The sequence below is a fragment of the Pseudomonas sp. DVZ6 genome, from assembly GCF_024259445.1.
Classification (GTDB): domain Bacteria; phylum Pseudomonadota; class Gammaproteobacteria; order Pseudomonadales; family Pseudomonadaceae; genus Aquipseudomonas; species Aquipseudomonas peradeniyensis.
In genome coordinates this window covers 39,482-65,184 of sequence record NZ_JANCLM010000038.1, presented here as the reverse complement: position 1 = coordinate 65,184, position 25,703 = coordinate 39,482, and the positions used below count along the sequence as shown (strand labels likewise).

The 25,703-nt window shown below is 66.2% G+C and carries 19 protein-coding genes; 8 read left to right on the top strand and 11 right to left on the bottom strand.

The features are described from left to right. The coding region (locus NMG10_RS20650) for a non-ribosomal peptide synthetase (protein ID WP_254465043.1) at positions 1-5,065 on the bottom strand (5,065 nt) is incomplete at its 3' end. A gap of 270 nt (positions 5,066-5,335) precedes the next feature. Between NMG10_RS20650 and NMG10_RS20645 the strand changes: the two genes are divergently transcribed. Next, positions 5,336-6,391 carry a tetratricopeptide repeat protein gene (locus NMG10_RS20645; RefSeq protein ID WP_254465042.1) on the top strand — a complete coding sequence of 352 codons (1,056 nt, stop codon included), beginning with the start codon at positions 5,336-5,338 and terminating at the stop codon, positions 6,389-6,391. A 9-nt stretch (positions 6,392-6,400) separates the two neighbouring features. Here NMG10_RS20645 and NMG10_RS20640 read toward each other — a convergent pair whose 3' ends face one another. Beyond that, a complete protein-coding gene (locus NMG10_RS20640; protein ID WP_254465041.1) occupies positions 6,401-8,464 on the bottom strand; it encodes a PAS domain-containing sensor histidine kinase in 2,064 nt (687 codons plus the stop codon). Beyond that, a complete protein-coding gene (locus NMG10_RS20635; protein ID WP_254465040.1) occupies positions 8,454-8,903 on the bottom strand; it encodes a nucleoside deaminase in 450 nt (149 codons plus the stop codon). The genes NMG10_RS20640 and NMG10_RS20635 overlap by 11 nt, the downstream gene beginning before the upstream one ends. A gap of 145 nt (positions 8,904-9,048) precedes the next feature. Here NMG10_RS20635 and NMG10_RS20630 point away from each other — a divergent pair, with 145 nt between their 5' ends. After that, on the top strand, positions 9,049-9,735 hold the full coding sequence (locus NMG10_RS20630) for a type 1 glutamine amidotransferase domain-containing protein (protein ID WP_203647007.1): 687 nt from the start codon (positions 9,049-9,051) through the stop codon (positions 9,733-9,735). A gap of 93 nt (positions 9,736-9,828) precedes the next feature. Here NMG10_RS20630 and hppD read toward each other — a convergent pair whose 3' ends face one another. Beyond that, complete coding sequence (gene hppD / locus NMG10_RS20625; RefSeq protein WP_186734067.1) at positions 9,829-10,905, bottom strand: 4-hydroxyphenylpyruvate dioxygenase; 1,077 nt, start codon at positions 10,903-10,905, stop codon at positions 9,829-9,831. 314 nt (positions 10,906-11,219) lie between these two features. Between hppD and NMG10_RS20620 the strand changes: the two genes are divergently transcribed. Further along, positions 11,220-12,815, top strand: coding sequence for an EAL domain-containing protein (locus NMG10_RS20620; protein WP_234561424.1), 1,596 nt, complete (start codon positions 11,220-11,222; stop codon positions 12,813-12,815). Positions 12,816-12,849: 34 nt separating this feature from the next. Continuing rightward, positions 12,850-13,737, top strand: coding sequence for an EamA family transporter RarD (rarD, locus tag NMG10_RS20615; RefSeq protein ID WP_254465039.1), 888 nt, complete (start codon positions 12,850-12,852; stop codon positions 13,735-13,737). On the opposite strand, the gene NMG10_RS20610 is transcribed toward rarD, so the two are convergent. Beyond that, entirely contained in the window at positions 13,700-15,271 is a 1,572-nt protein-coding gene (locus NMG10_RS20610) for a TerC family protein (protein WP_254465038.1), read from the bottom strand. The two genes, rarD and NMG10_RS20610, sit on opposite strands and share 38 nt — an antisense overlap. A gap of 260 nt (positions 15,272-15,531) precedes the next feature. Between NMG10_RS20610 and NMG10_RS20605 the strand changes: the two genes are divergently transcribed. Continuing rightward, entirely contained in the window at positions 15,532-16,113 is a 582-nt protein-coding gene (locus tag NMG10_RS20605; protein WP_232856505.1) for a LysE family translocator, read from the top strand. Positions 16,114-16,340: 227 nt separating this feature from the next. On the opposite strand, the gene NMG10_RS20600 is transcribed toward NMG10_RS20605, so the two are convergent. Together NMG10_RS20600 and NMG10_RS20595 are read right to left on the bottom strand one after the other, a co-directional pair. Continuing rightward, entirely contained in the window at positions 16,341-17,117 is a 777-nt protein-coding gene (locus tag NMG10_RS20600; protein WP_203647016.1) for an AraC family transcriptional regulator, read from the bottom strand. A gap of 10 nt (positions 17,118-17,127) precedes the next feature. Beyond that, complete coding sequence (locus NMG10_RS20595; RefSeq protein ID WP_254465037.1) at positions 17,128-17,670, bottom strand: helix-turn-helix domain-containing protein; 543 nt, start codon at positions 17,668-17,670, stop codon at positions 17,128-17,130. A gap of 154 nt (positions 17,671-17,824) precedes the next feature. Here NMG10_RS20595 and NMG10_RS20590 point away from each other — a divergent pair, with 154 nt between their 5' ends. Together NMG10_RS20590 and NMG10_RS20585 are read left to right on the top strand one after the other, a co-directional pair. Beyond that, a complete protein-coding gene (locus tag NMG10_RS20590; RefSeq protein WP_254465036.1) occupies positions 17,825-18,607 on the top strand; it encodes an aldolase in 783 nt (260 codons plus the stop codon). 33 nt (positions 18,608-18,640) lie between these two features. Further along, on the top strand, positions 18,641-19,531 hold the full coding sequence (locus tag NMG10_RS20585; protein ID WP_254465035.1) for a dihydrodipicolinate synthase family protein: 891 nt from the start codon (positions 18,641-18,643) through the stop codon (positions 19,529-19,531). Positions 19,532-19,615: 84 nt separating this feature from the next. Here NMG10_RS20585 and NMG10_RS20580 read toward each other — a convergent pair whose 3' ends face one another. The 3 genes from NMG10_RS20580 to NMG10_RS20570 form a co-directional block, all read right to left on the bottom strand. Next, entirely contained in the window at positions 19,616-20,755 is a 1,140-nt protein-coding gene (locus NMG10_RS20580; protein ID WP_254465034.1) for a glycerate kinase, read from the bottom strand. Between the two features lie 182 nt (positions 20,756-20,937). After that, positions 20,938-21,819, bottom strand: a complete 882-nt coding sequence (locus NMG10_RS20575; RefSeq protein WP_254465033.1) for an RHS repeat-associated core domain-containing protein — start codon at positions 21,817-21,819, stop codon at positions 20,938-20,940. A 42-nt stretch (positions 21,820-21,861) separates the two neighbouring features. Then, on the bottom strand, positions 21,862-22,959 hold the full coding sequence (locus NMG10_RS20570; RefSeq protein WP_254465032.1) for a sugar diacid recognition domain-containing protein: 1,098 nt from the start codon (positions 22,957-22,959) through the stop codon (positions 21,862-21,864). A gap of 155 nt (positions 22,960-23,114) precedes the next feature. Between NMG10_RS20570 and NMG10_RS20565 the strand changes: the two genes are divergently transcribed. Then, complete coding sequence (locus tag NMG10_RS20565; RefSeq protein ID WP_254465031.1) at positions 23,115-24,446, top strand: MFS transporter; 1,332 nt, start codon at positions 23,115-23,117, stop codon at positions 24,444-24,446. A 147-nt stretch (positions 24,447-24,593) separates the two neighbouring features. On the opposite strand, the gene NMG10_RS20560 is transcribed toward NMG10_RS20565, so the two are convergent. After that, positions 24,594-25,703, bottom strand: coding sequence for a P1 family peptidase (locus NMG10_RS20560; RefSeq protein ID WP_254465030.1), 1,110 nt, complete (start codon positions 25,701-25,703; stop codon positions 24,594-24,596).

The following is a 25,703-nucleotide window of genomic DNA, read 5'->3' as shown; positions in this document are numbered from 1 at the left end:
GCATGAACGCCTGACGCTCGACCGGCGCATTGCCGTCCAGCGGCACGTACACCGCCGCGCACTTGCTCACGGCCAGCTGGGCCGCCAGCAGATCGAACGAGCGAGGCAGCAGCAAGGCCACGCGGTCACCGGCCCGAACGCCCTGTTCAAGCAGGTAATAGGCCAGACGATTGGCCTGGGACTCAAGCTGGGCAAAAGTCCATCGACGCTGACCATGGACTGCCGCCAGTGCATCCGGTGAATTCACGGCCTGGGCTTCGAACAACCGGTGCACCGCCAGGTCACGCGGGTAGTCCCGTGCCGTGCCGTTGAACTGCTGCACCACGCGCTCACGCTCCGCCTCCGGCAAGCGATGCAGGCTGTGCAAGGCGCTCATCGGCGCCTGTTCCAGCGCCGTGACCAGTTGCAGCAGCGCCATGCGCAGCAGCTGGCAGACCCGGCCACCGTCCACTGGCGCCACGACCTGCACCGTCAACCTGAAGTCATTACCGTAATCGTCGACGCTGACCACCAGCGGATAATTGCTGCGCTCCTGCGCGGTCAGCAGCTCGATCCCGGCCCAAGCCGGCCCCTGGGCGGGTTGGCCGGCACTGTGGCGATAGTTCAACAAGCTGGTGAACAGCGCCTGGGACGCCGGCACGCCACTGCAACGCTGGGCCAGGGCCAGGGACGCCTGTTCGTGGGCCAGCAGGCGTGCCAGGCGTTGGTGGGTCAGACGCACGCCATCGGCGACGCCCGCAGCCCCCACGCTGACCCTCAGCGGCAAGGTATTGATGAACATGCCCAGCGCCCGGTCGGCGCCCTCGCCGCCCTGCAGGCGACCGAGCAGCACGGTGCCGAATACCACTTCCTCGCGGCCAGACAACTGCGCCAGCACCTGGCCCCAGGCCTGGTGCACCAGGCTGGCCACGCTGATCCCCAGCGTCCTCGCCTGGCCACGCAGGCGTGCGCCCAGTTCCGGTTCCAACGACTGACGGGTTTCACCGACCTGGCGAGTATCAACCTCGGCCTCACGCAATCCGAACACCTCGGTCGGCGCGTCGATATCGCCCAGCAGCTCGCGGAACAGCGCCTCGTCGGCCCGCGGATCGGCGCCCAGGCGCGCCTGGGCTACATAGTTGCGGTACGGCACGCTGTCCGGCAGCGCCGTCTGCCCTTGCAGCAAGGTACCGATCTCGACCACCAGCTGCTCCACGGCAGTGTGGTCGAGGAGGATATGGTGCAGCAGCAGGGTCGCCTCCAGGCGCCCGGCCTGGACCTGGCTGCTCAGGCGCAACAGTGGCGCCTGCCCCAGATCGAGCCGCAGCGTCTCCAGCGCCGGGCTTGGCACCAGCGGCGCCTCGCGCCAGACCACCTGCACCGCCTCGTCGAGGCCCTGCCAGTGCAGGCTGGTGCGCAGGATGTCGTGACGGACGATGACCTGGTTCAGTGCCGCGACGAACGCGTCCAGCTCGGCTTGCCCGGCAAAGGCGAAACGCGCCTGCACCACATAGGGGTCGGCGCCTTCACTGGCCAGGTGATGGTAGAGAATGCCCTGCTGCAACGGCGCCAGGCCGTAGATATCCTGGACATTGGCCAGGCCACCGGGGATCTGCCGCACCAGCGCATCGATGGCGTCCTGGTCGAGGCTGGCCAGGGGCAGCATATCCGGGGTGATCCGCGTGCAATCGGCGGGGATGCGGTTGGCCGGCACGGCGACGGCCGCATGCCCGCCCACCGATGCGGCCAGCGCTGCCAGGGTAGGCTGGCTGAACAGCACCCGCACATCGGCTTGCAGCGCCTGCTGGCGCATGCGTTCGACCAGACGCACCGCCAGCAGCGAGTGACCGCCCAACTCGAAGAAGTTGTCGTCTCGGCCTACCGCCTCGACCCCGAGCAGGTCAGTCCAGATCGCCGCCAGGGCGGTCTCGACCGGCCCCTCGGGTGCCTGGTACTGCCGCGTCGGCGCCTCGGGCGCCGGCAGGGCCTTGCGGTCGACCTTGCCGTTCGGTGTCAACGGCATGGCCTCAAGGTGGATGAACAGTGCCGGCACCATGTACTCGGGCAATTGCCCCAGCAGATGCTCACGCAGCTCTTGCGCGACCTGGGCCTGACCGCTGTGGTAGGCCACCAGGCGTGGGCCGCTGTGCGGGTGCTGGTGAACCAGCACCAGCGCCTCGCGCACGCCAGGCAGACGGTTCAGGCAGGCCTCGATCTCGCCCGGTTCGATACGCAGGCCGCGCAGCTTGACCTGATGGTCGTTACGGCCAATGAACGCCAGGTTCCCGTCCGCGCGCTGACGCACCAGGTCACCGCTGCGGTACAGGCGCTCGCCCTCTACGAACGGACTGTCGATAAAGCGCTCGGCCTGCTGCCCGGCCAGCCCCAGATAGCCCCGCGCCACCCCCGCGCCACCGATGTGCAAGTGCCCGGCCACGCCCCACGGCAGCGGCTGGTCGGCGTCGTCGAGGACGTACAGGCGGGTATTGTCGATGGGTCGGCCGATCGGCAGCGCGCCGTGGGGCACAGGTTGTCCGGGCTCCAGGGTGAAGACGGTGCAGTCGACCGTGGTTTCGGTGGGTCCGTAGACGTTGTGCAGGCGCACCTGCGGCAGTCGCTCGCGCACCTGGCGCGCCAGGGACTCGGTCAGCTCGCCGCCACCGCAAACGATATCGGTCAGGCTCGTGCACTGCGCGCTGCGCGCCTGCTCGACGAACTGCTGCAACAGCGCCGGCACGAACTGCACCACGCTGACCTGCCGTTCGATGATCTCCCGTGCGACATAATCCGCGTCGCGCTGGCCGTCCGCTCGCGCCAGCACCAGGCGCAACCCGCTGCCCAGCGGCCAGAACAGCTCCCACACCGAGGCGTCGAAACTGATCGGCGTCTTGTGCAGCAGCGCGCCGTCAGCGCTGGTCGGGCACAGCCCGGCGGCCCAGCGCACCAGGTTGACCACGCTGCGGTGCTCGACCATCACCCCCTTGGGCGTGCCGGTGGAGCCAGAGGTGTAGATCACATAGGCCAGGTGCCGTGGGGTGAGCCCGGCCACCCGTGGGCGGGTGGCCGGCAAGGCTTCCCAGGTCGGCTGGTCGAGGTCGACCTGCGGTACCGCCACCTCGCCCGCTACCTCGCGGGTAGCGCTGTGGACCAGCACCGCCAGCGGCGCGCTGTCTTCGAGCATATGACGGATGCGCCCGGCCGGGTAACCCGGATCGAGCGGCACGTAGGCGCCACCCGCCTTGAGGATGGCCAGCAGGCCGACCACCATCGACACGCCGCGCTCGATGCAGATCGCCACCCGGTCGTCAGGTTTTACCCCAAGTTCGATCAGGTGATGGGCCAGGCGGTTGGCCTGCTCGTCGAGTTGGCGATAGCTCAGTCTCTCGCCATCGGCCTCCAGCGCAACGGCGCTGGGGCGCAGCTGCGCCTGGTGTTCGAACAGGGCGTGCAGCGGCAGGTCCAGGTCATGGTCGACCGCCGTGTCATTGCAGTCCACCAGCAGGTGATGGCGTTCCTCGACCGTCAGCACCGGCAGGTCCAGCAAAGGCCGCTCGGGCTGCTGCTCGAGCGCCTCCACCAGCCCTTCGAAGACTTGCCGCAACTGCCCGCACACGCGCTCGGCGCCCCACTCGGCGAGCGCCTGGACCGTCAGGCGCAGGTCCTCGCCCAGGTCGTCGACGGCCAGGCTCAAAGGGTAGTTGGTGCGTTCCTCGGCCCCCACCACATCGATGCCCGGCGCCACCGCGATCACCTCGGCCGCATCGCCCGCGGCACTGTGGCGGTAGTTGAGCATGCTGTTGAACAGCGGCGTCGGTGCCAGCACGCCGCTGCAGCGCTGGGCCAGGGCCAGGGGCGCCTGCTCATGGCCGAGCAACGCCGTCAGTTGCCGATGGGTGACCAACAGCGCCTCACGCACGCCCTGCCCGCGCAGGTCGACGCGCAGCGGCAAGGTGTTGATGAACATCCCCAGGGCCTGTTCAGCGCCCTCACCCGCCGCCATGCGCCCGAGCAGCACACTGCCGAACACCACCGACTCACGTCCAGACAACGCCCCCAGCAGGCGCGCCAGCCCCAGGTGCATGATACTGGCCGGGCTCACCCCGAGCAGCCTGGCCTGGGCCCGTAGGCGCTGGCTGAAGCCGGAAGCCAGGGTCAGCCTGGCTTCCTCCATGGCCTGGCCGGCCACCTCCTGGACGCCAAAGGCCAGGGTCGGCTCGTCGATATCGGCGAGCATGGCGCCGAAGAAGGCCTCATGGGCCTGTTCATCCTGGGTCTGCCGACTTCTGGCCAGCAGGTCGCGGAACGGCACCGGGGCCGGCAGTCGCTCGCCCTCACCCGCCAGGTAGGCCTGGATCTCGCGGCGTACGATATCCAGCCCGGTGTGATCCATGACGGTATGATGGAACAGCAGCAAGGCCAGAACCTCGCCGTCGCGGGCCTGGGCATGCACCAGGCGCAACAGCGGCGCCTGGCCCAGGTCCATGCGATAGCGGTGGGTGTCGAAGCGCTCGCGCAACTGTCCCAGCGCATCCCCGTCGTCGTTCAGCTCGACGGCCTCGCAGACCAGCGGCGCCTTGCGCCACACCACCTGCAGCGGCTGGTCGAGGTATTCCCAGGCCAGCGCCGTGCGCAGGATGTCGTGGCGCTGGATCACCCAGTCGAGGGCCTCGGCGAACGCCTGCAGGCGTACAGGGCTGGCAAAGCGCAACTGCGCCTGCAACACGTAGGGGTCGCCCTCGGCCGCCGTGAGGTAGTGGTAGAGCATGCCCTCCTGCAGCGGTGCCAGCGGGTAGATGTCCTGCAGGTTGGCCGCGCCGCCGGGCAAGGTGGCGACGATGCGGTCGATGGCCGCCTGTTCGAGGCCGGCCAGGGGCAGCATGTCGGGGGTGATGCGCAACGCCGGGCTCAGCCAGCCATGGTCCAGGCCGGCGAGCATCTCCAGCAGCGCCGGCTTGTGGGCCGCCAATGCATCCCACAGGGCGTCATCGAGGGTGTCTTCATCGCCTTCGACGATCAGGTCGGCCTCCTCGCGCTGGAGTCGGATCGCACGGGTGGAGAGCGCTGCCATGAGTTCGTTGAAGAGCATTGGTAAGCATCCTGCTTTAGCCAGTCGGAAATGCTCGGAACGCTAATGGATCGAGGTGGGGCGGGCTGACATGGGAAGGGGGGACAATGGTGGGTGTTCAACAGGGGAGTTGCAGCGCCTGGGCGATCGAGCGCCGCGCGGGCGGCGCTCGGTCTCATAGGCGCTGCAAAACCATCGCCAAACACCCAACAGCCACCCCGCGAGCCCCCATCATTGCAATTGCCCCCCGCCTGCCCCAAGCTCTGCGGTATCGCCACCCCGGACCGCCAGATGCAACGACGCCACCTGATCCAGATCGCCCTGCTGCTTGTACTGGTACTGCCCATCGCGATCGGCTACCTGTGGCGTGACCAGCAGCCCGCGGCGCCCAGCCTGCCGCCGCACAGCTACGCCAAGGCCCTGCGCCAGGCCCACGACGGCCTGCCGGGCGCCGCCCGGGTGCTCTACCAGCAGCTGCAACGCGACGACCTGCCAGCGATCCGCCGCGCCGCGCTGTACGCCGAACTGCCCCATTATCCGTCGCCACAGGCACTGAAGCTGGCCCAGCAAGACCTGGAGCACGCCGACCCACTGGTCCGCCGCGCCGCCATCGCCAGCATCCGCCGCCTGCTGCCGGCCGCCCAGCGCAGCCTGGTGCTGGGCCCGCTGCTGGAAGATGACGAGCAAAGCGTGCGTTTCGCTGCGGTAGACGCGCTGCTGGGCCTCGACCCCGACGCCATCGGCCTGTACTTTGGCCCCTTGCAGGATGCCCTGGAGCAATACGAGCAGACCCTGGAGCAACAGCCTGACGACGCCGCGGCCCAGGTGCACCTGGCCCGCCTGTACATGCATGAGCAAGCCTACGACGCGGCCACCAGGGCCCTGCAACGCAGCCTGGCGGTGGCGCCCGAGGGGCTGGACGCCCTGGCCACCCAGGTGCGCCTGCTGGAACAGCAAGGCCGCCACGACGCCTCCCGTGAAGTGCTGGCCAAGGCCTTGGCGCTGCGCCCCGACTCGGCGTTCCTGCAATACGAACTGGGGCGCTGGCTGACCCGCCACGAGCAACAGGAATACGCCCTGCTGGCCCTGGCACGCGCGGTCGAACTGGAACCGGAAAACAACGAATACCGCTATACCCTGGCCGTCACCCTGCACCAGCTGGAACAGGTGGATGCCGCGCAGAAGCAGCTGGAAACCGTGCTCAACCGCCAGCCCGCCAACCGCCGGGCGCGGGTGTTGCTGATCGAGTACTGGAAGGAAACCGGCCAACTGCAGAATGTCCAGGTCCTGCTGGCCGAACTGGAACGGCAGAACCCGGACGACCCCTACCTGCAGCAGGGGCTCTGAGCCCCCCTATCAGGCCTGCAACATGCGCTGAATCTGCACGACCAGCGTCTGCAGCGAGAACGGCTTGAACATCAACGCCGTGCCCGGCTCATCGAGCAACGCCTGCTCGACCGGGTCGCTGGTGAAGCCGGTAATGAACAGGATCTTCTGCTCCGGCTTCATCATCCGCAGCGCCTTGGCTACCTGGCGCCCGCTGAAGCCTCCCGGCAAGCCGATATCGGTGATCACCAGGTCGAACGGGCCGCGATGCCGGAACTCGCCCAGTGCGCCATTGGCATCGGCCACATCGCACACCTCGAAGCCGCATTCGACCAACGCCTCTTTCATCAGGCCGCGCAAGTTGACTTCGTCATCGACCAACAGCAGCCGCTCGCCCCGGGCCTGAACCGGCAACGCTTGCGGGGCGATGCTCTCGGGCATCACACCCGAATGGCGCGGGAACATCAGCACCACCCGCGTCCCTTGATCCAAGGTCGATTCGATCCACGCCTGCCCCCCCGACTGGCGCACGAAACCATGCACCATGGGCAGCCCCAGGCCCGCCCCCTGCCCCAACGGCTTGGTGGTGAAGAACGGCTCGAAGGCCCTCGCCACATCCTCCCGGGACATGCCGTGGCCATCGTCCTCGATCTGCAACGTGACGTAGTCGCCCGCCGGCAAACTGGCCGGCCCCTCGCAACCCGACGCCAAGCGTTCGTTGGAAGTGCTGATCGTCAGGGTGCCCTTGCCAAGACAGGCATCCCGGGCATTGCTGCAAAGATGCAGGAGGGCGTTGCGTAATTGATCGGAGTCGACCTGCAACAGCCAGGGCGCAACATCCAGCTGCCAATCCAGGTGCATTTCGGCGCCGAGGGTCTGGCGCAACAAAGGCTCCATCTCCCGCAGCAGGTGATTGATGTTCAGTGGGTAGGGCGACAGTGGCTGGCTACGGGCGAAGGCCAGCAGGTTCTGGGTCAGGCCAATGGCGCGCTGGGCACATTCCCGGGCCATCTGCACATACTCCTCGACACGCTCCATCCGCCCTTGGGCCAGGCGCCGTTCGAGCAGTTCGAGGCTACTGCCGACACCGGACAGCACGTTGTTCATTTCATGCGCCAGGCCACCCGCCACCTTCACCACGGTTTCCATACGCTGGCCGTCCCGCACCGCCGCCTCGGCCAGGCGTTGGACCGCCTGGCGGTCCGCGGTGAGGTCCCTTCCCACCAGCGCGGGCAATGCCGGATCGGCAACCCCGGTCCAGCGGAACCAGCAATAGTGCCCTTCGTTGTGCCTGACCCGAGCATCGAATGCCGTCATGCCCTGTCCCTGCAGCAGCGACTTCAATGCAAGCTGGGCTTCGGTGCGATCGGCAGGGTGAAACAGTTCAGGCAACGTCACCTGCAGGTGCGATGCCTCGCCCCAGCCCAGCAAGCGATGCCAGGCCGGATTCGACGAGCGCACGTGCAGGTTGGCATCGAGCATCAGCATCACGTCGGGCGACAGCTGCCAGGTATGTTGCGGATCGCTCAGGTACTGCTCCAGGCGCGCCTCGAAGGACAGCGCCAGCTCACGCCACTCACGCCCGGTCTCGATACTGGCGGTGGTCTCGATCAGGGCATGCAGGAAGCCGGCAACCTCACCCTGGTCATTTCGGATAGGTGAATAGCAACCCGTTACCCAGGCCGTCGCCGCAAAGCCCTCTCGATTGACAGGCAACGGCGCGTCCTCGATCAAGCTGCCCTGCCCCTCCAGCACCTTGAACACCGCCGCGCCCATGCCCTCCCAGTTCTGCGCCCAGAGTGCATCGAAGGACCGCCCCTGATGGCCACCCTCACCGCCCAACAGGGCCTGGTAGGGTTCGTTGTGAATCACGGTCAGCGCCGGGCCCCAGACCAGCGCACAGGGAAACGGAGACAGCAACACCATGTCGGCGGCGATACGCAGGGCGGGCGGCCAGGACGTCAGCGGCCCCAGCGGGGTCGTGAACCAGTCGAAGGCGGCGATGGGTTTGCCCATGGCGGCCAGCGGGGAGGAAGGCGGCGCCAGGTGAATGACCTGGATCTCGCCCTCGCCGGCATGCAGGTCAGCGGCCAATATCTTCGTCCCATAGCTCGGGTTTTTTGTCGATGAACCAGCGCATCAGCGCCTTGCAGGCCTCATCGTCGTGTACTTCCAGGCGTACACCCCGGCTGTCGAGCAGTTGCTCCTCACCCATGAACGTGGTGTTCTCACCGATGACCACATGCTTGATGCCATACAGCAGGATAGCGCCGCTGCACATGGCACAAGGCGACAAGGTGGTGTAGAGGGTGGACTCCTGGTACACCCGGGCTGGCTGACGGCCGGCATTTTCCAGGGCGTCCATCTCGCCATGCAGGATGGCGCTGCCGTTCTGCACCCGGCGATTATGGCCGCGGCCAATGATCTTGCCATCGTGCACCAGCACCGAGCCGATCGGAATACCCCCCTCCTCGAGCCCCTTGCGGGCTTCGTCTATGGCGGCCTGCAGGAAAGCGGAAGTGCCCTGGTCCATGGTTTTCCCCGGTAGTTCGTCGACTTTGCAGCAGACTAGCACAGCGCCCACCGGTCATGGCGCATTGTCTGGCGCGGGCTATGCTCATAGGGCTTTGGATCTTGCTGGCCAACCGTTTTCCCATGGATTCGACGGGCATGCACACATGAACAAGAAGCTCCTGGTCGTGCTGACCAATACCGCCAAATACCCCACCATCCCGCGCGCCACAGGACTGTGGCTGGGCGAGGCCGTGCACTTCATCGACAAAGTGCAGCAGGCGGGTTTTTCCGTCGACTATGTCAGCCCGGCGGGCGGCTATGTGCCGATCGATCCGCACAGCCTGCGCGTGGCGCCGGAGCTGGACTGGCAGTGGTACAACGACAAGACCTTCATGAATCGCCTGGGCGCCACGCTTAGCCCTGGCCAGGTCAAGGCAGAGCAGTACAGCGGGATCTACTACACCGGCGGGCATGGTGTGATGTGGGATTTCCCCGACAACCAACCGCTGCAAGAGCTGGCACGGCGCATCTACGAAAGCGGTGGTGCGGTCGCTGCGGTCTGCCATGGCGTGGTGGGCCTGCTCAATATCAAGCTCAGCGACAACAGCCTACTGCTCAAGGGACGTAGGGTGACCGGCTTCTCCAATACCGAAGAGAAGTTGGCCGAGCTGGACAAGGTGGTACCGTTCCTGACCGAAAACGAACTTGTCGCCCGCGGTGGCGAGTACAGCTGTACGGACGATGCATGGGCGTCCTTCGTAGTCGCGGACGACAGCCTGATCACCGGGCAGAATCCAGCATCCACCGCCGGGGTGGCCGACGCGGTCATTCACTACTTGCGCAACCGGTAGCCGCCACAAAAACATCGCGGGGCCAGCCCGCTCCCACACCGTCATGGCGTGGGAGCGGGCTGGCCCCGCGATGGATCTTGCAGGCAAAGCGCGTTATTCGACGCTCAGCACACCGCGACGCACCTGGTCACGCTCGATCGACTCGAACAGCGCCTTGAAGTTGCCTTCGCCGAAGCCGTCGTCACCCTTGCGCTGGATGAACTCGAAGAACACCGGGCCCAGCAGGGTTTCCGAGAAGATCTGCAGCAGCAGGCGCTTGTCGCCCGGCGCGGAGGCGCCATCGAGCAGGATGCCGCGGGCCTGCAGCTGGTCGACCGGCTCGCCGTGACCCGGCAGGCGCTCCTCGAGCATCTCGTAGTAGGTCTGCGGCGGCGGGGTCATGAAGCGCATGCCCAGGCCCTTGAGGGCGTCCCAGGTCTTGAGCAGGTCGTCGGTGAGGAAGGCCACGTGCTGGATGCCTTCGCCGTTGAACTGCATCAGGAACTCTTCGATCTGTCCCGCCCCTTTCGACGATTCCTCGTTGAGCGGAATGCGGATCATGCCGTCCGGCGCGGTCATCGCCTTGGAGGTCAGGCCGGTGTACTCGCCCTTGATGTCGAAGTAGCGGATTTCGCGGAAGTTGAACAGCTTTTCATAGAAGTTGGCCCAGTAGGCCATGCGTCCGCGATAGACGTTGTGGGTCAGGTGGTCAATGATCTTCAGGCCGGCGCCGACCGGGTTGCGATCCACGCCTTCGATGAACTTGAAGTCGATATCGTAGATCGAGCTGCCTTCCTCGTAGCGGTCGATCAGGTACAGCGGCGCGCCACCGATACCCTTGATCGCCGGCAGGCGCAGCTCCATCGGGCCGGTTTCGATTTCCACCGGCTGGGCGCCCAGCTCCAGGGCGCGGGCGTAGGCTTCATGGGCGTTGCGCACCCGGAAGGCCATGCCGCACACCGACGGGCCGTGCTCGGCGGCGAAGTACGAGGCGATGCTCTTGGGCTCGTTGTTGAGGATCAGGTTGATGCCGCCCTGGCGATACAGGTGCACGTCCTTGGAGCGGTGGCTGGCCACCTTGGTGAAGCCGAGAATCTGGAATACCGGCTCCAGCACGCCAGGAGTCGGCGAAGCGAGCTCGATGAATTCGAAGCCTTCCAGGCCCATCGGGTTGTCGAAGATATCTGCCATGTGGGTGTCCTCATCTATAAGCGAAAAACGGTTTATTACAGGCTTTGGATGTGGAGATGGCGTGGTGGTGAACAGGGGATCCCGCGCACGCTGCGGGCCAGGAAGTCACCAATGATCAGCTTGAACCCATGGTATGTCATATGGACCCATTCTCGGCGGGCTTGATTCCCCGGGAGGCGGAGAACCTTATTGTTGTATTCGTAACCCGATTCTACAGTGCGTAAATTTGTTTGTCGCGCTTTAGTTCGCAGGTTGTTCCGACAAACGGCTATTCTCAGCAGCATCCCGTCGCCTTGCAGAAGGTCCACCCGCACATGCCCCTGACCGCCAAACGCCCCGCCCGCTGGAGTTGGCGCGCCCTGCTGCCCTGGGGTGTCGGCGTGCTGCCGCTGCTGTGCGGGCTGGCGGTGATGCGCTGGCAGACCGAACAGGAACTGCAAGCCAGCAGCCAGGCCACGGCCCGCGAAGTGGGCGGCCATGTCGAAGCAATCCTCGACAGCCTGTCCAGCGCCGCCCATCACCTGCTGCCCAAGGCCGGACTACCCTGCGACGAGGTGCAGTTGGCCCTGCGCATCGAGGTGACGCGCAACGCCTTCGTGCGCTCGACCAACCTGTTCGACCACGACCGGCTGTACTGCACCTCGCTGTTCGGCGACTTCGACGAGCCGGTGGATGCCAAGGACTACACCAATGGCCAACTGTGGCTGATGAATGGCAACTCGGTCACCCCGGGACAGGCCCTGCTGGTCTACCGGGTCAGCCAGGAAGGCCGTGGCGACCGTGGCGCGATCACCACTGTGGATGGCCGCCACCTGCTCACCGCGCTGCACCTGATCGGCGCCGACAACCTGGTAAAGGTGCATGTCGGCCATCACTGGATGGGCAGCGATGGCCAGGTTCACGACGGCAAGCCGCCGCTCGCGGCCACCGCCGCCGCGCAGTATGCCTCCACCCGTTATCCGTTCGATGTGCACGCTGGCTACGAAGAAGGCAAGCAGGCCGCGTTGATGCGCTCGCGCTACCCCGCCCTGCTGAGCCTGCTGCTGATGCTGGGCGTGGCGGCCGGCGCCGCCTGCCGCTGGCAGATCCGCCGCGCCAGCTCATCGCGGGGCGAGCTGGACCGGGCCCTGGATGCCGACGAGTTCTTGCCGTACTTCCAGCCGGTGGTACGCAAGGGGGATTACCGCTGGGCCGGTGTCGAGGTGCTGATGCGCTGGCAGCACCCTCGCGAAGGGCTGGTGCGCCCCGACCTGTTCATTCCCTACGCCGAGCACAGCGGCCAGATCGTCGCCATGACCCGGGCCCTGATGCTGCACACCGCCCAAGCCCTGGCCCCGCATGCGGCGCTGCTGGAGGACGGTTTCCATGTCGGCATCAACATCACCGCCGACCATTGCCGCGACCTGGGCCTGCTCGACGACTGCCAGACCTTCCTCCAGCACTTCCCGCCCAAGCGCGTGGTACTGACCCTGGAGCTGACCGAACGCAAGCTGATCGAGCCGACTCCGGTGACGTTGGAACTGTTCGAGAAGCTGCACGACATGGGCGTGATGATCGCCCTGGACGACTTCGGCACCGGCCAGTCCAGCCTCAACTACCTGCGCCAATTCCAGGTCGACTACCTGAAGATCGACCAGAGCTTCGTCGCCATGATCGGCGGCGACGCCCTGTCCCAGCATATCCTCGACACCATCATCGAACTCTCGGCCAAGCTGGGCCTGGGCATCGTCGCCGAAGGCGTGGAGACCGAGGTACAGCGCGACTACCTGGCACGCCACGAAGTGGATTTCCAGCAGGGCTACCTGTTCGCCCGGCCGATGCCCGCCGACGAACTGCTGCTGGCCCTGGCCGCCCAGCCAGGTAGCCCGCAGTTGCCGCCGGGCAATGGCCCTGAGATCATGCGCGGCTGATCCGCCCGCTCACTTCCCGTTTTCCGAGGCATTCGTGTCAAAAGGCATTCTTTCGTCGGTCATGGCGTCCTGTCTGTTCGCCGTGATGTACTTCTATACCTCCTTCCTCAAGCCCCTGGACGGCGAGGAGATCTTCGGCTGGCGCACCCTGCTGACCCTGCCCTGCCTGACGCTGTTCATGCTGGTCTCGAAAGACTGGAAACGGGTCGGCGAGCTGCTCGGGCGGGTGCGCCGCGCACCGCTGCTGCTGCTCGGCATGGTCGGCACTTCGTGGCTGATGGGCGTGCAGTTGTGGCTGTTCCTCTGGGCGCCTCTGCACGGGCGCAGCCTGGAAGTGTCGATGGGCTACTTCCTGCTGCCACTGGCCATGGTGCTGACCGGGCGGCTGGTGTACGGCGAACGCCTGTCTCGCCTGCAGAAGGTCGCGGTGAGCTTCGCCGTGCTCGGGGTTGGCCACGAGCTGTACCAGCACGGCAGCTTCGCCTGGGAAACCCTGCTGGTGATGATCGGCTACCCGATCTACTTCGTCCTCAGACGGCGCTGCCGCACCGACCACCTGGGCGGCCTGTGGTGCGACATGTGCCTGCTGCTGCCGTGGGCCCTGTACTTCGTGATCCAGGGCCCGCTGTCGGCGGCGGACCTGGCCGAGCACCCGGGCCTGTACGGGCTGATCCCGCTGCTCGGGGCGATCAGCGCCTGTGCCCTGATCGCCTACGTGCTGGCCAGCCGTCTGTTGCCGTTCAGCCTGTTCGGCCTGCTCAGCTACGTCGAGCCGGTGCTGCTGGTGGGCGTGGCCCTGCTGCTGGGCGAGACCATCGGCCCCGACCAGTGGCTGACCTACCTGCCGATCTGGGCCGCCGTGCTGGTGCTGGTGCTCGAAGGCATCAAGCACCTGCTGCGTCAGCGTCGGCGTTCGGTGTAAGGCGCACCTGGCGCACCCGACGCTCCTCCACCGCCACCACGGTCATGGTCCAGCCGTTCCAGGCCAGGTGATCACCCACCACCGGCAGGCGGTCCAGCAGGCTCATCACCAGGCCCGCCAGGGTCTGGTAGTCCTCGGTGGCACGGGCGGCGAAGCCTGTGCGCGCCTGGACCTGAGCCAGGTTCAGGGCGCCACTGACCACGAAACCGCCCGCCTCCTCGACCACGCCCGGCCCCTCCACCTCGCTCGCATCCGGCAGCTCGCCGGCAATCGACTCGAGGATGTCGGTCATGGTCAGCACCCCGGTGAAGTCACCGAATTCGTTGACCACGAAGGCGATGTGGGTGGACTGGGCGCGCATCTGCTCCAGGGCGTTGAGGATGCTGAAGCTCTCCAGCAGGTTCAACGGCGCCCGGGCCAGATGTTCCAGCGCCGGCTGGTTACCGCCCAGCAGTTCCTTGAGCAGCTCCTTCTTGTGCACGTAGCCCAGCGGTTCCTCGATACGCCCGTCGCGGATCAGCGGCAGGCGCGAGTACGACGAGTTGACCAGCATCTGGGTGATCGCCTCGGCCGGCTGCGACAGGTCGATGGCATCGACCTTGGCCCGCACCGTCATCACCGTGCGGATCGGCCGCTCGGCCAAGTTGAGCACGCCACTGATCATCACCCGCTCACGGCGGTCGAAGACCACCTGCTCGTCACCACCGGCCACCAGGTCGGCGATCTCCTCGCCCACCTCGTCGGCCTCGACCCGGCGCCCACCCATCAGGCGCAGCACCGCGTGGGCCGTGCGCTCACGCAATGGCCGGTGCTGATGCAGGCTGCGCTTGCGACGGGCGCGGGCCAGCTGGTTGAACAGCTCGATCAACAGCGAGAAGCCGATGGCCGCGTACAGGTAGCCCTTGGGAATATGGAAGCCCAGGCCTTCGGCGGTGAGGCTGAAGCCGATCATCATCAGGAAGCCCAGGCACAGCATGATCACTGTCGCGTGTTCGTTGACGAAGCGGGTCAGCGGCTTGCTGGCGACAATCATGATACCGATGGAGAAGATCACCGCGATCATCATCACCGACAGCTGTTCGACCATGCCCACGGCGGTGATCACCGCGTCCAGCGAGAACACCGCGTCGAGCACCACGATCTGCGCGACGATCGGCCAGAACGCCGCGTGACGGGTCACGCCGCCGCTCTGGGCGACATGACCCTCGAGGCGTTCGTGCAGTTCCATGGTGGCCTTGAACAGCAGGAACACGCCACCGAACAGCATGATCAGGTCACGGCCGGAGAAGGTCTTGCCGAACACCTCGATCAGCGGCGCGGTGAGGGTCACCATCCACGAGATGCTGGCCAAAAGGCCCAGGCGCATGATCAGCGCCAACGACAGGCCGATCACCCGGGCGCGGTCGCGCTGGTGCGGCGGCAGTTTGTCGGCAAGAATGGCGATGAACACCAGGTTGTCGATACCCAGCACCAGCTCGAGGACGATAAGCGTCAACAGGCCCAGCCAGGCCGTGGGGTCGGCTAGCCATTCCATTAGCGGGTACTCACAGGGGCGGCGTCACGAGGACGGGGGAAGGAAGGCCGGGACGGCCAGGGACTGGGGGGCTCCGCGAAGGTGCTCATATAGACCTTGATAGAAAATAGGGATGTCGATCCTACAATCGAAGCAGATTTCTCTGATAGCGCAAAACTATTACAAAAGCTGTAACAGGTGCGGCAGGGCATTTTTGTTCAATACGCCCGTCACGGTCTTAGCCAGGATAGCCACACCCTCCTCCTGCATGGAAACCTCCAATGAGCCTGACATTGTCCATGGCAGCCTTTGCCCTGGCTGCCTCCATCTCCCCCGGCCCGGTCAACATCGTTGCCCTCGGCAGCGGCGCACGCCATGGCTTGCGGGCCAGCATCGGGCATGCCGCCGGCGCCACCCTGGGTTTCTGCCTGCTGCTGGTGCTGGTGGGGCTGGGCGTGCATGAGCTGTTGCTGCGCTGGCCGTTGCTGGGGCGGTTGCTGCACTGGGGTGGCGTGCTGTTTCTGCTGTACATGGCCTGGAAACTGGCCAGTGACGATGGCGGACTGGGTGCCGACGACAACCGGCGAGCGCCCAGCGCCTGGCACGGCGCGGCCATGCAGTGGCTGAGCCCCAAGGCCTGGCTGGCGGCGGTGGCCGGGATCGGCGCCTTTACCGGCGGCGAGCAGCAGTTGCTGTGGCTATTCACCTGGATCTACGGGCCGATCTGCTTCGTCTGCGTGGCCAGCTGGGCCTGGGCCGGCAGCGTGATCCGCCAGTACCTGGCCGAGCCGTGGCGGATGCGCCTGCTCAATCGGGTGCTGGCAGGGTTGCTGGTGGCGAGCGCGGTTTACCTGATGGTGTGAGGCTATTGGACCGCCCGCTCACATGGAACATGAACGCAACACTTGGGTTCAACAAAGATAGCGTGGGAGCGGGCTTGCCCCGCGATCACCGGCAAAGCCGGTGCCATACATCGCATCGCGGGGCAAGCCCGCTCCCACGCTGGTGATGCTTGCAACTCTGTTCTCTGCGCTACAGCGTAGCCCAAAGGGTTGGGCGATCTCCCGCGCAGGTGGGACATGCCTGGTATTCAGCCATTGCGATAATGCCCAGGCGTGGTCGCCAGGTGGCGCTTGAAGGCCCGCTGCAGGTGCGCCTGGTCGGCGAACCCCGCCTCCAGCGCAACCTCGGCAATCGGCCTGCCGGCCCGCAGTTGCGCCCGGGCGTGCTGCACCCGCTGGTCGAGCAGGTAGCCATGGGGCGTCAGGCCGAAGCGCTTGCCGAACGCGCGGATCAGGTAGGCCCGTGACAGCCCCGCCGCAGCGCAGATGTCCTCCAGCGTCAGCGGGTCGAGGCGATGGGCACGGATGAACGCGGCGGCCAGCTCAAGACGTGGATGGCGTGGTGGCTGGCCGCTCGCGTCCGCCTCCAGCACCTGCGCCAAGCCCCTGAAGAACGCCTCCAGCTGCGCCTCCCGACCCTCGTTGCCGGGCTCGAACAACCCGGCGAACAGCGCCAGCAACTGCCCGTACAGCACCGCCGATGTGCTCAAGGTCGCCGAGGGCAGCGCGAAGCCACGCGCCAGCAGCCAGGGCATGTCGACGAACAGCATCAGGTACGACCAGGGCTCGCCCTGGATCGGGTTGCAGGTGTGCACCACGCCCGGGTTCATCAGCACCGTGCTCCCCGCCGCCACCTCATGCCGGGCGTTGCCGGTCAGGTAGGTGCTGCGCCCACCGGTAATCACGCCGATGGAGAAACTCTCGTGGGAATGGGCGGCGTAGCACACCTGGCGGCCATCTCCCACGCGCCGGGCCTCGACGAAGGGCAATGCCGGATCACGCCAGAACCGCGAGACCTCGATCATCGCCCCGCCCTCACCCCTCGCCGCCCTGCACCACCACCAGCAACTGTGCCTGGCGCTCGCCGACCGAACGCAGGCGGTGCGGAGTCTGGGCATTGAAATGCAGGGCGTCGCCCGCCTCCAGCAGCACCCGCTCGCTCATGAAGTCCACCTCCACCTGCCCCTCGTGGACGAACAAAAACTCCTCGCCTTCGTGTTCCTTGAAGGTCGGGTCGCTGAATGCGGTCGGCGGCTGGATCAGGAACGGCAGCAGGCTGCGCTGGCCAACCTGGGAGGTCAGCACCGCATACCCCGGTCCGTCGCCGCCGCCCACCAGCGCCTGGCGCTCGCCACGGCGCACCAGGCTGTAGCGCGCCTGGCCGTCGTGCTCGCCGTCGAACAGCTCCTCGACATTGACGTTCAGCGCCCGCGCCAGCTTCAGCGCGGCGGCGATCGACGGCGTGTTGAGGCCGCGCTCGACCTTGGACAGGTAGCTCTTGGTCATACCGGACTTGTCGGCCAGTTGCTCAAGGGTGATGCCCAGTTTCTTTCTCAGCAGTTTCAGTCGGATAGACATGTGACGCGGGTTTCCCGAACAAACGCACTTGCTTATGACACTTTGTGTCATATAGGATTATTTGTGTCATCTGATGGCTCGCCCCCTCACCGTCCAAAGCTCGGGGGCGAGCCAGCCCTGACATCCGTCATCACGCCACAGAGGAAAGCTCCCCATGGCCAATACCCTTACCCTCAGCAAAGACCAGCTGGTGCAAAAGGCACTGACACAGATGCAAGGCTCGCTTGCCGATAATACGTGGACTGTGCGCGAAAAGCTGGCCCTGACCTGCCGAATTCTCTTCGATAACGGCCACGACTCGGGCCTGGCCGGGCAGATCAGCGCCCGCGGCCCGCAGCCGGGCACCTTCTACACCCAGCAACTGGGCCTGGGCTTCGACGAAATCACCGCCGGCAACCTGCTGCTGGTCAACGAAGACCTCGAAGTGCTCGAAGGCCAGGGCATGCCCAACCCGGCCAACCGCTTCCACAGCTGGGTGTACCGCGCCCGCCCCGACGTCAACTGCATCATCCACACCCACCCCACCCACGTCGCCGCGCTTTCCATGCTCGAAGTGCCGCTGCAGGTCTCGCACATGGACCTGTGCCCGCTGTACGAGGACTGCGCGTTCCTCGAGGCCTGGCCGGGCGTGCCGGTGGGCAATGAGGAAGGCGAGATCATCAGCGCCGCCCTGGGCGACAAGCGCGCCATCCTGCTCTCGCACCACGGCCAGCTGTCCACCGGCACCAGCATCGAGCAGGCCTGCGTCTACGCCCAACTGATCGAGCGCGCCGCGCGCCTGCAACTGCTGGCGATGGCCGCCGGCACCATCAAGCCGATCACCCCGGAACTCGGCCGCGACGCCCACGACTGGATCGACCGGCCCAAGCGCCACGGCGCCGCCTTCAACTATTACGCCCGGCAGGCCCTGCGCCAGCACGCCGATTGCCTCGCCTGACCCCATCTTGCCTTGCTTGCGGAGCCACACACCATGACCACTCGATTCCACGGCATCATCGGCTACACCATCACTCCGTTCACCCAGGACGGTGAACATCTTGACCTGCCGGCCCTGGGCCGCTCCATCGACCGCCTGATCGACGGCGACGTCCACGCCATCGCGCCGCTGGGCAGCACCGGCGAAGGCGCCTACCTGAGCGACGGCGAATGGCAGCAGGTCGCCCAGTACAGCCTGGAGCGCATCGGCAAGCGCGTGCCGAGCATCGTCAGCGTCTCCGACCTGACCACCGCCGGCGCCGTGCGCCGCGCCCGCTTCGCCCAGCAGCACGGCGCCGACGCGGTAATGGTGCTGCCGGCGGCCTACTGGAAACTCAGCGAAGCCGAGATCGTCCAGCACTACCGCGCCATCGGCGCGGCCATCGACCTGCCGATCATGCTCTACAACAACCCGGCCACCAGCGGCACCGACATGCCGGTGGAGCTGATCCTGCGCATCGTCCGCGAGGTGGACAACGTGACCATGGTCAAGGAGAGCACCGGCGACATCCAGCGCATGCACAAGCTGCAACTGCTCGGTGAAGGCCAGGTACCGTTCTACAACGGTTGCAACCCGCTGGCGCTGGAAGCCTTCGTGGCGGGCGCCACGGGCTGGTGCACGGCGGCGGCCAACCTGATTCCCGAACTGAACCTGCGGCTGTACCAGGCGGTGCAGAACGGTGAGCTGGAACAGGCCAAGGCGCTGTTCTACCGCCAACTGCCGTTGCTCGACTTCATTCTCAAGGGAGGTTTGCCGGCGACCATCAAGGCTGGCCTGGAGATGACCGGGTTGCCGGTGGGCGAGCCGCGCCGGCCGGTGTTCGGGCTGGATGCCCAGGGCCGCGACCAGCTGAAGGCGCTGCTCGACGCCTTGTATCAGGGCTGACATCGTCAACGTGCCTGTGGGGGGCCACTCCCACAGGTCATCTACACACTTGAGAACACCGCCCCGACCCGGACGGTGTTCTGATCAGCGCTGGCGCGCCACCTGCCACAACCGCGCCACATCCCCGGCCCGCGCCTTCAGCAGCGTCTCGGCTTGGTCACAGGCCTGCTCCAAGGTCATCGGTCCGCTGGCCAAGGCAAAGGCGGCGTCGATGCCGTGTGCGTACAACTGCTCGTAACCGGCCCCCAGGGTCCCCGCCAAAACCACCACCGGTACACCATGTCGCCTGGCCACGCGCGCCACCCCAAGCGGCGTCTTGCCGCGCAGGGTCTGGGCATCGAAGCGTCCTTCGCCGGTGATCACCAGGTCCGCGCCCTGCACCAGGCCATCGAGCCCGGCCAGCTCGGCGACCACCTCGACGCCCGGGCGGAACTGCGCGCCCATGAACGCCTTGGCGGCAAACCCCATGCCCCCGGCCGCGCCGCTGCCCGGCTGGTCACGCACATCCGTGCCCAGCAGGCCTGCGCAATGGTCGGCGAAATGTGCCAGGGCCTGGTCCAGGGCCTGCACCTGCTCGGGGCTGGCGCCCTTCTGCGGGCCGAAGATCGCCGAAGCACCGTTGTCCCCGCACAACGGGTTGTCGACATCGGCGGCAACCTCCACCTGGACCTGCGCCAGGCGCGGGTCCAGGTCGCTGGCGTCGATGCGCGCCAATTGCGCCAGGGCCAGTCCGCCCTCGGCCAACGGTTCGCCCTGGGCATCCAGCAAGCGCAGGCCCAACGCCCGCAACATGCCGCTACCGCCATCATTGGTGGCACTGCCGCCGATGGCCAGGACGATGCGCGAGGCACCGGCCGCCAACGCCGCCGCCACCAGTTCGCCGGTGCCCCAGGTGCTGCTGCGACAAGCGTCGCGCTGGCCGTTGGGCACCAGCTGGATGCCACTGGCCTGGGCCATCTCGATCACCGCCGTGCGGCTCTCGGCCAGCCAACCCCAACCCGCCTCGACCGTCTCGCCCAACGGGCCGCGTACCACCTGGCGACGCAGTTCGCCATGGCTGGCGGCGACGATCGCCTCCATGGTGCCTTCGCCGCCATCGGCCATCGGGCATTCGATGCACTCGGCCGCCGGCCACACCTCGGCCAGGCCGGCGGCGATGGCGCGGGCGACACCGGCAGCATCGAGGCTGTCCTTGAACGAGTCGGGGGCGATGACGATCTTCATGGGGATTCTCCTGTCCTGTTGTCGCGCATGCTGACAGGTACGCCGCACGGCGACCTCGGTCGGATGCACAAAATTCGCAGGAGGTTGTTTGGGCAGATGACTGTTTTGGCGCCCTCAGTGACAGGTGCACTGGATTTCAGAGATCGAAAGCACAGGTGCCTGTAAATTCTGAAACACCTCTTCTATTGCTCGAAACGCATTGAAGTGGCTTTTATACCAATAGCACCCAAACGCTCCCTGGCTGGTTTCAATGTGCCTGGAGGTGGCAGATAGTGCCCGCTCCAATCGGTGATAAAAACCTGTTTTTTCTTGATTTTGATTTCTCCTGCTGCAACGACGTCGGGGCTTGTCGAGAGCGTCATGCTGGCATGGTTGGCTATGGCCGCATGCGTTAACTTTGGCCCTTTAAGATGATACGCACCAATCACAAACTGGTTGCTTTTAGTGAGTACCCATTTTGAATGGGTTTCGGGCACTTCGTTGACAACGCTAGCCAGGTCTTGCTTATTCTTTATTTCTTTGACTTCAGCCAATCCAGCATTGACGGCACCTTCTAGCCACCCCATTTCTGTGGGGAGGTTGCCTTTCATCGTGTTTCCCAGAACGTCATAAGGAACAGCTTTGCTTGTGCTGGAAGACGATGAGGATTTCCGGGACCAAGGCCAGTTCCCCGTCGGGTCGAAGTTATTGACTGGGTCTCCCAGGCAATAGGCGTATGTATTTAGCCCTCCCTGCTCGAACGGGCTATAGGGATCAATGCTATGAAAACGCATCAGTACCGGATTGTAGGTCCGATTGCCATTCCCCAGCAGGTAGTCGCCTGTCTGCGTCTCCGCATACTCGCCATTAAACGCCAGCAGTGCAGAAGGCTGCCCGGAGGGCAAATGGAAGCCATAGACGCAATAGGCGCGGCCACTACCAAGCGTGGGAATATGCAACACGGACTGATGTGCGTCGCTCATCAACAAAGCGCAGCCCGTCGAGCGAAGGCTTTGACCGGATACTGACCTCATGGCGCGAAGCTCCGAAACCTGATGGTCCGGCACACTATCCTTCAGATTCATCAACGTCGCAGCTGGCAGAAATACCAGGCGCGTAACCGCCGATCACTCCGCCGGTATCAACTGCAGTCCCAGATACAGGCTCAACATCCCCTCCATCCGCAACGGATCCACCTCCCCCAGCTCGGCGATCCGCTCCAGCCGATAGCGCAGGCTGTTGCGATGGATTCCCAGGGCCTCGGCGCAGGCCTGGCTCTGCCCGTCATGGGCGCACCAGGCGCGCAGGGTGAGCAGCAGCTGACCGCTGGCATCCCTGGCGCGGATGCGTTGCAACGGCTCGAGCAGTTCGTCCAGCGCATCGTCGTTGCGATGCCGCCAGAGCAGCGCCGGCAGGCGGTAGCGCGCCAGGCTCAGCAGACGCTCGTCGGGCAGCACTTCCCGGCCATAGGCCAGCAGATCGCGAACCCGCCGATAACCACGGCGCAACTGCTCCAGGCTCTGCGCCGGGCTGCCCAGGGCCAGGCGTTCGACGTCCCAACCATGGCGCAGCAGGCGTTCGAACAGGCGTGGTTCGTCCAGCGCCACGCCCGCCGGGCGGCACCACAACAGCGACTGGCGCGCGGGGCTGACGCACCAGCTGTCCGGGTAACGGCTCATCAGCCAGGCCGACAGGGCTTCGGCAGGCGGCCCGGCGCGCAGCTCGAACAGGCAGGGAATCCGTGGCAGGTTGGGCTTGAGCCCCAGTTGCTGGGCCTCGTCGACCAGGCGCGGTGACTCACCGCTGCCGCCCAGCAGCAGCGCCAGCAGGTCGTCGCAGCGCTGGCGGCGCCATTGCTGCTCCACCTGCAGGTGACGCTGGGCCAGCAGCATCTCGGCGGTCATGCGCACCAGTTCCCCGTAGGTGCGCAGTTGCTGCGGATCACCGGTCAGCCCCAGCACGCCGATCAGCCGGCCATCGAGCATCAGCGGCAGGTTGACGCCGGGCTGCACGCCCTTGAGGCACTTGGCCGCTTCCGTATCCAGCTCGACGATGCGGCCGTTGGCCAGCACCAGTTGCGCGCCTTCGTGGCGGGTATTGATGCGCTCGGGCTCGCCACTGCCGAGGATCAGGCCCTGGCTGTCCATCACATTGACGTTGCACGGCAGGATGGCCATCGCCCGGTTGACGATGTCCTGGGCCAGGTCGTGGTCCAGCTCGAACATTGCAAGGGTCCTTCGACTTTGGTCGGCGGCACAGCAGCCTGCACCTGACACTGTGCAAAAGCACAAAGACAGCCGCGCTACACTCCCCGAGACTGCTCAAGGCGAGCGCCGGCACAGGCGACGCGGTGACAACCATAACAACAGAGAACCCGATCATGGCACACAGCCCCGCCCCTGACCAAGGCATCGAGATCACCCGCAACGCGCTGTACCGGCGCATTACCCTGCGGCTGATCCCGTTCATTTTCATCTGCTACCTGTTCAACTACCTGGACCGCGTCAACGTCGGCTTCGCCAAGCTGCAGATGCTCGACGCGCTGAAATTCAGCGAAACCGTGTACGGCCTCGGCGCCGGCATCTTCTTCATCGGCTACGTGCTCTGCGGCCTGCCCAGCAACCTGGCACTCAACCGCTTCGGCCCGCGGCGCTGGATCGCGCTGATGATGATCGCCTGGGGCAGCCTGTCCACCTGCCTGCTTTTCGTCACCACCCCCACCGAGTTCTATGCCCTGCGCCTGCTCACCGGCGCCGCCGAGGCGGGCTTCTTCCCAGGCGTGGTGCTGTACCTCTCGCGCTGGTTCCCGGCGGACCGCCGCGGCCGCATCATGGCCCTGTTCATGTCGGCGATCCCGGTATCCGGCCTGCTCGGCGGCCCCTTCTCCGGCTGGATCCTCGAGCACTTCGCCGCCGGCCAGCATGGCCTGGCCGGCTGGCAGTGGATGTTCCTGATCCAGGGGCTGCCCACCGTGGTGCTCGGTGCGCTGGCCATCGTGCTGCTCAGTGACGGCTACCAGACCGCCAAGTGGCTGAGCCCGGCCGAGCGCCAGCTGATCGAGGCGGACCTCAAGGCCGACGCAGCCAGCAAGCCGGCCACCCGCGGTGACAGCGTGCTGTCGGTGCTGACCAACCCGCTGATCTGGACCTTCGGTTTCGTCTACTTCTGCATCCAGAGCGGCGTCTACGCCATCAACTTCTGGCTGCCGTCGATCATCAAGAACATGGGCTTCGACAACCCGCTGCTGATCGGCTGGCTGAGCGCCATCCCGTACCTGTTGGCGGGTGTGTTCATGATCCTGGTCGGCCGTTCGGCGGACCTGCGCAACGAGCGCCGCTGGCACCTTGTGGTGCCGATGCTGATGGGCGCCCTGGGCCTGCTGATCGCGGTGAACTTCGCCGGCAACCCGCCCATCGCCATCCTCGGCCTGTCCATCGCCACCATGGGCGCGCTGACCGGCCTGCCGATGTTCTGGCCGATGCCCACCGCGCTGCTGACCGCCGGCACCGCCGTGGCGGGCCTGGCGATCATCAACTCGGTGGGGCAGATGGCCGGTTTCCTCAGCCCTTACCTGGTGGGCTTCATCAAGGACCAGACCGGGTCGACCGATGCGGCGCTGTATGCGCTGGCGGGGTTGATCGTGGTCGGCAGCCTGGTGGCGTTGCGGGTTTCGCGGGGTGGTAGTGCTGCCTTGGCAGGTGCCCGCTCGTAACGTTAACGCCCTATGTAGGAGCGGCCTTGTGCCGCGAAAGGGCTGCAAAGCAGCCCCAGGATCTCAGCGTCGACGCATGAGTTGCCGGGGCTGCTGCGCAGCCCTTTCGCGGCACAAGGCCGCTCCTACAGGGGGGAAACGGTACTGCTAGTTACGAGGCTTCCACCCCGCCTCTTGCAACGCCGTCAGCAGCGTATCCCCCTCCAGCGCCGGCACCACCAGCCCACCCTTGCCCTGCATCGTCCGCCCCGCCAGCAAGGCATTGACGATCGCCTCCTCCACCGCCTCCGCCGCCGCCATGAACAACCCCGAGATATGGTCGTTGTTGAGCATTTGCACGCCTGTGCACTGGGCCAGCCCCTTGCGCCCGTAGTCAGCGGGCGGCAATCCCTGGTTGCCGGTGGAAAACGCCAGGAAGATATCGCCGCTGGAGTCCTCGGTACCGCCACCGGTGCGGGCGATGCCGATCGACGCCCGCTGCGCCAGGCGCTGGCACTGGTGCGGCAGCAACGGCGCGTCGGTGGCGATCACCACCACGATCGAGCCCATCCCCGGCGTGCCCGCCTCGGCCTCGGCGAAGGGCGACGGCAGGTGACCCAGCTGGCGCCCCACCGGATAGCCGTCGACCCGCAGCTCGCGTCGCTGGCCATGGTTGGCCTGGACCAGGACACCGACCGTCCAGCCCCCCTGCCCGTCCTCCAGGCGCCGCGAGGCGGTGCCGATGCCGCCCTTGAACTCGTGGCAGATCATCCCCGTGCCACCGCCCACCGGGCCTTCCTGCACCGGGCCTGACTCCGCGGCCTGCTGCGCCTGGCGCACCTGCGCCGGCGTCACGTGCTGGCCCCAGATGTCATTGAGCAGGCCATCGTAGGTTTCCATCACCACCGGCATGCACCAGTACACCGCGTCGTCCGGCAGGCGCTCACGCTCGGCGCCGATCAGCGCGTCGCGCACCACGCCGACGCTGTGGGTGTTGGTGATGGCGATCGGCGTGGTCAGCAGCCCGGCCTCGCGGATCCACTCCAGCCCCGTGGCGTCGCCGTTGCCGTTGAGCACGTGGCAGCCGGCGAAGCACGGCTGCTGACGGGCCGCGCCCGCGCGCGGCTCGATCAGGGTCACCCCGGTGCGGATCGGCGCCGGGCGTTGCTCGTCGATCAGGGTGCTGTGGCCGACCCGTACCCCTGGAACGTCGGTGATGGCATTGAACGGGCCCGGGGTGCCGTGGCCGAGGGTGATGCCCAGTTGACGCGCACGCAT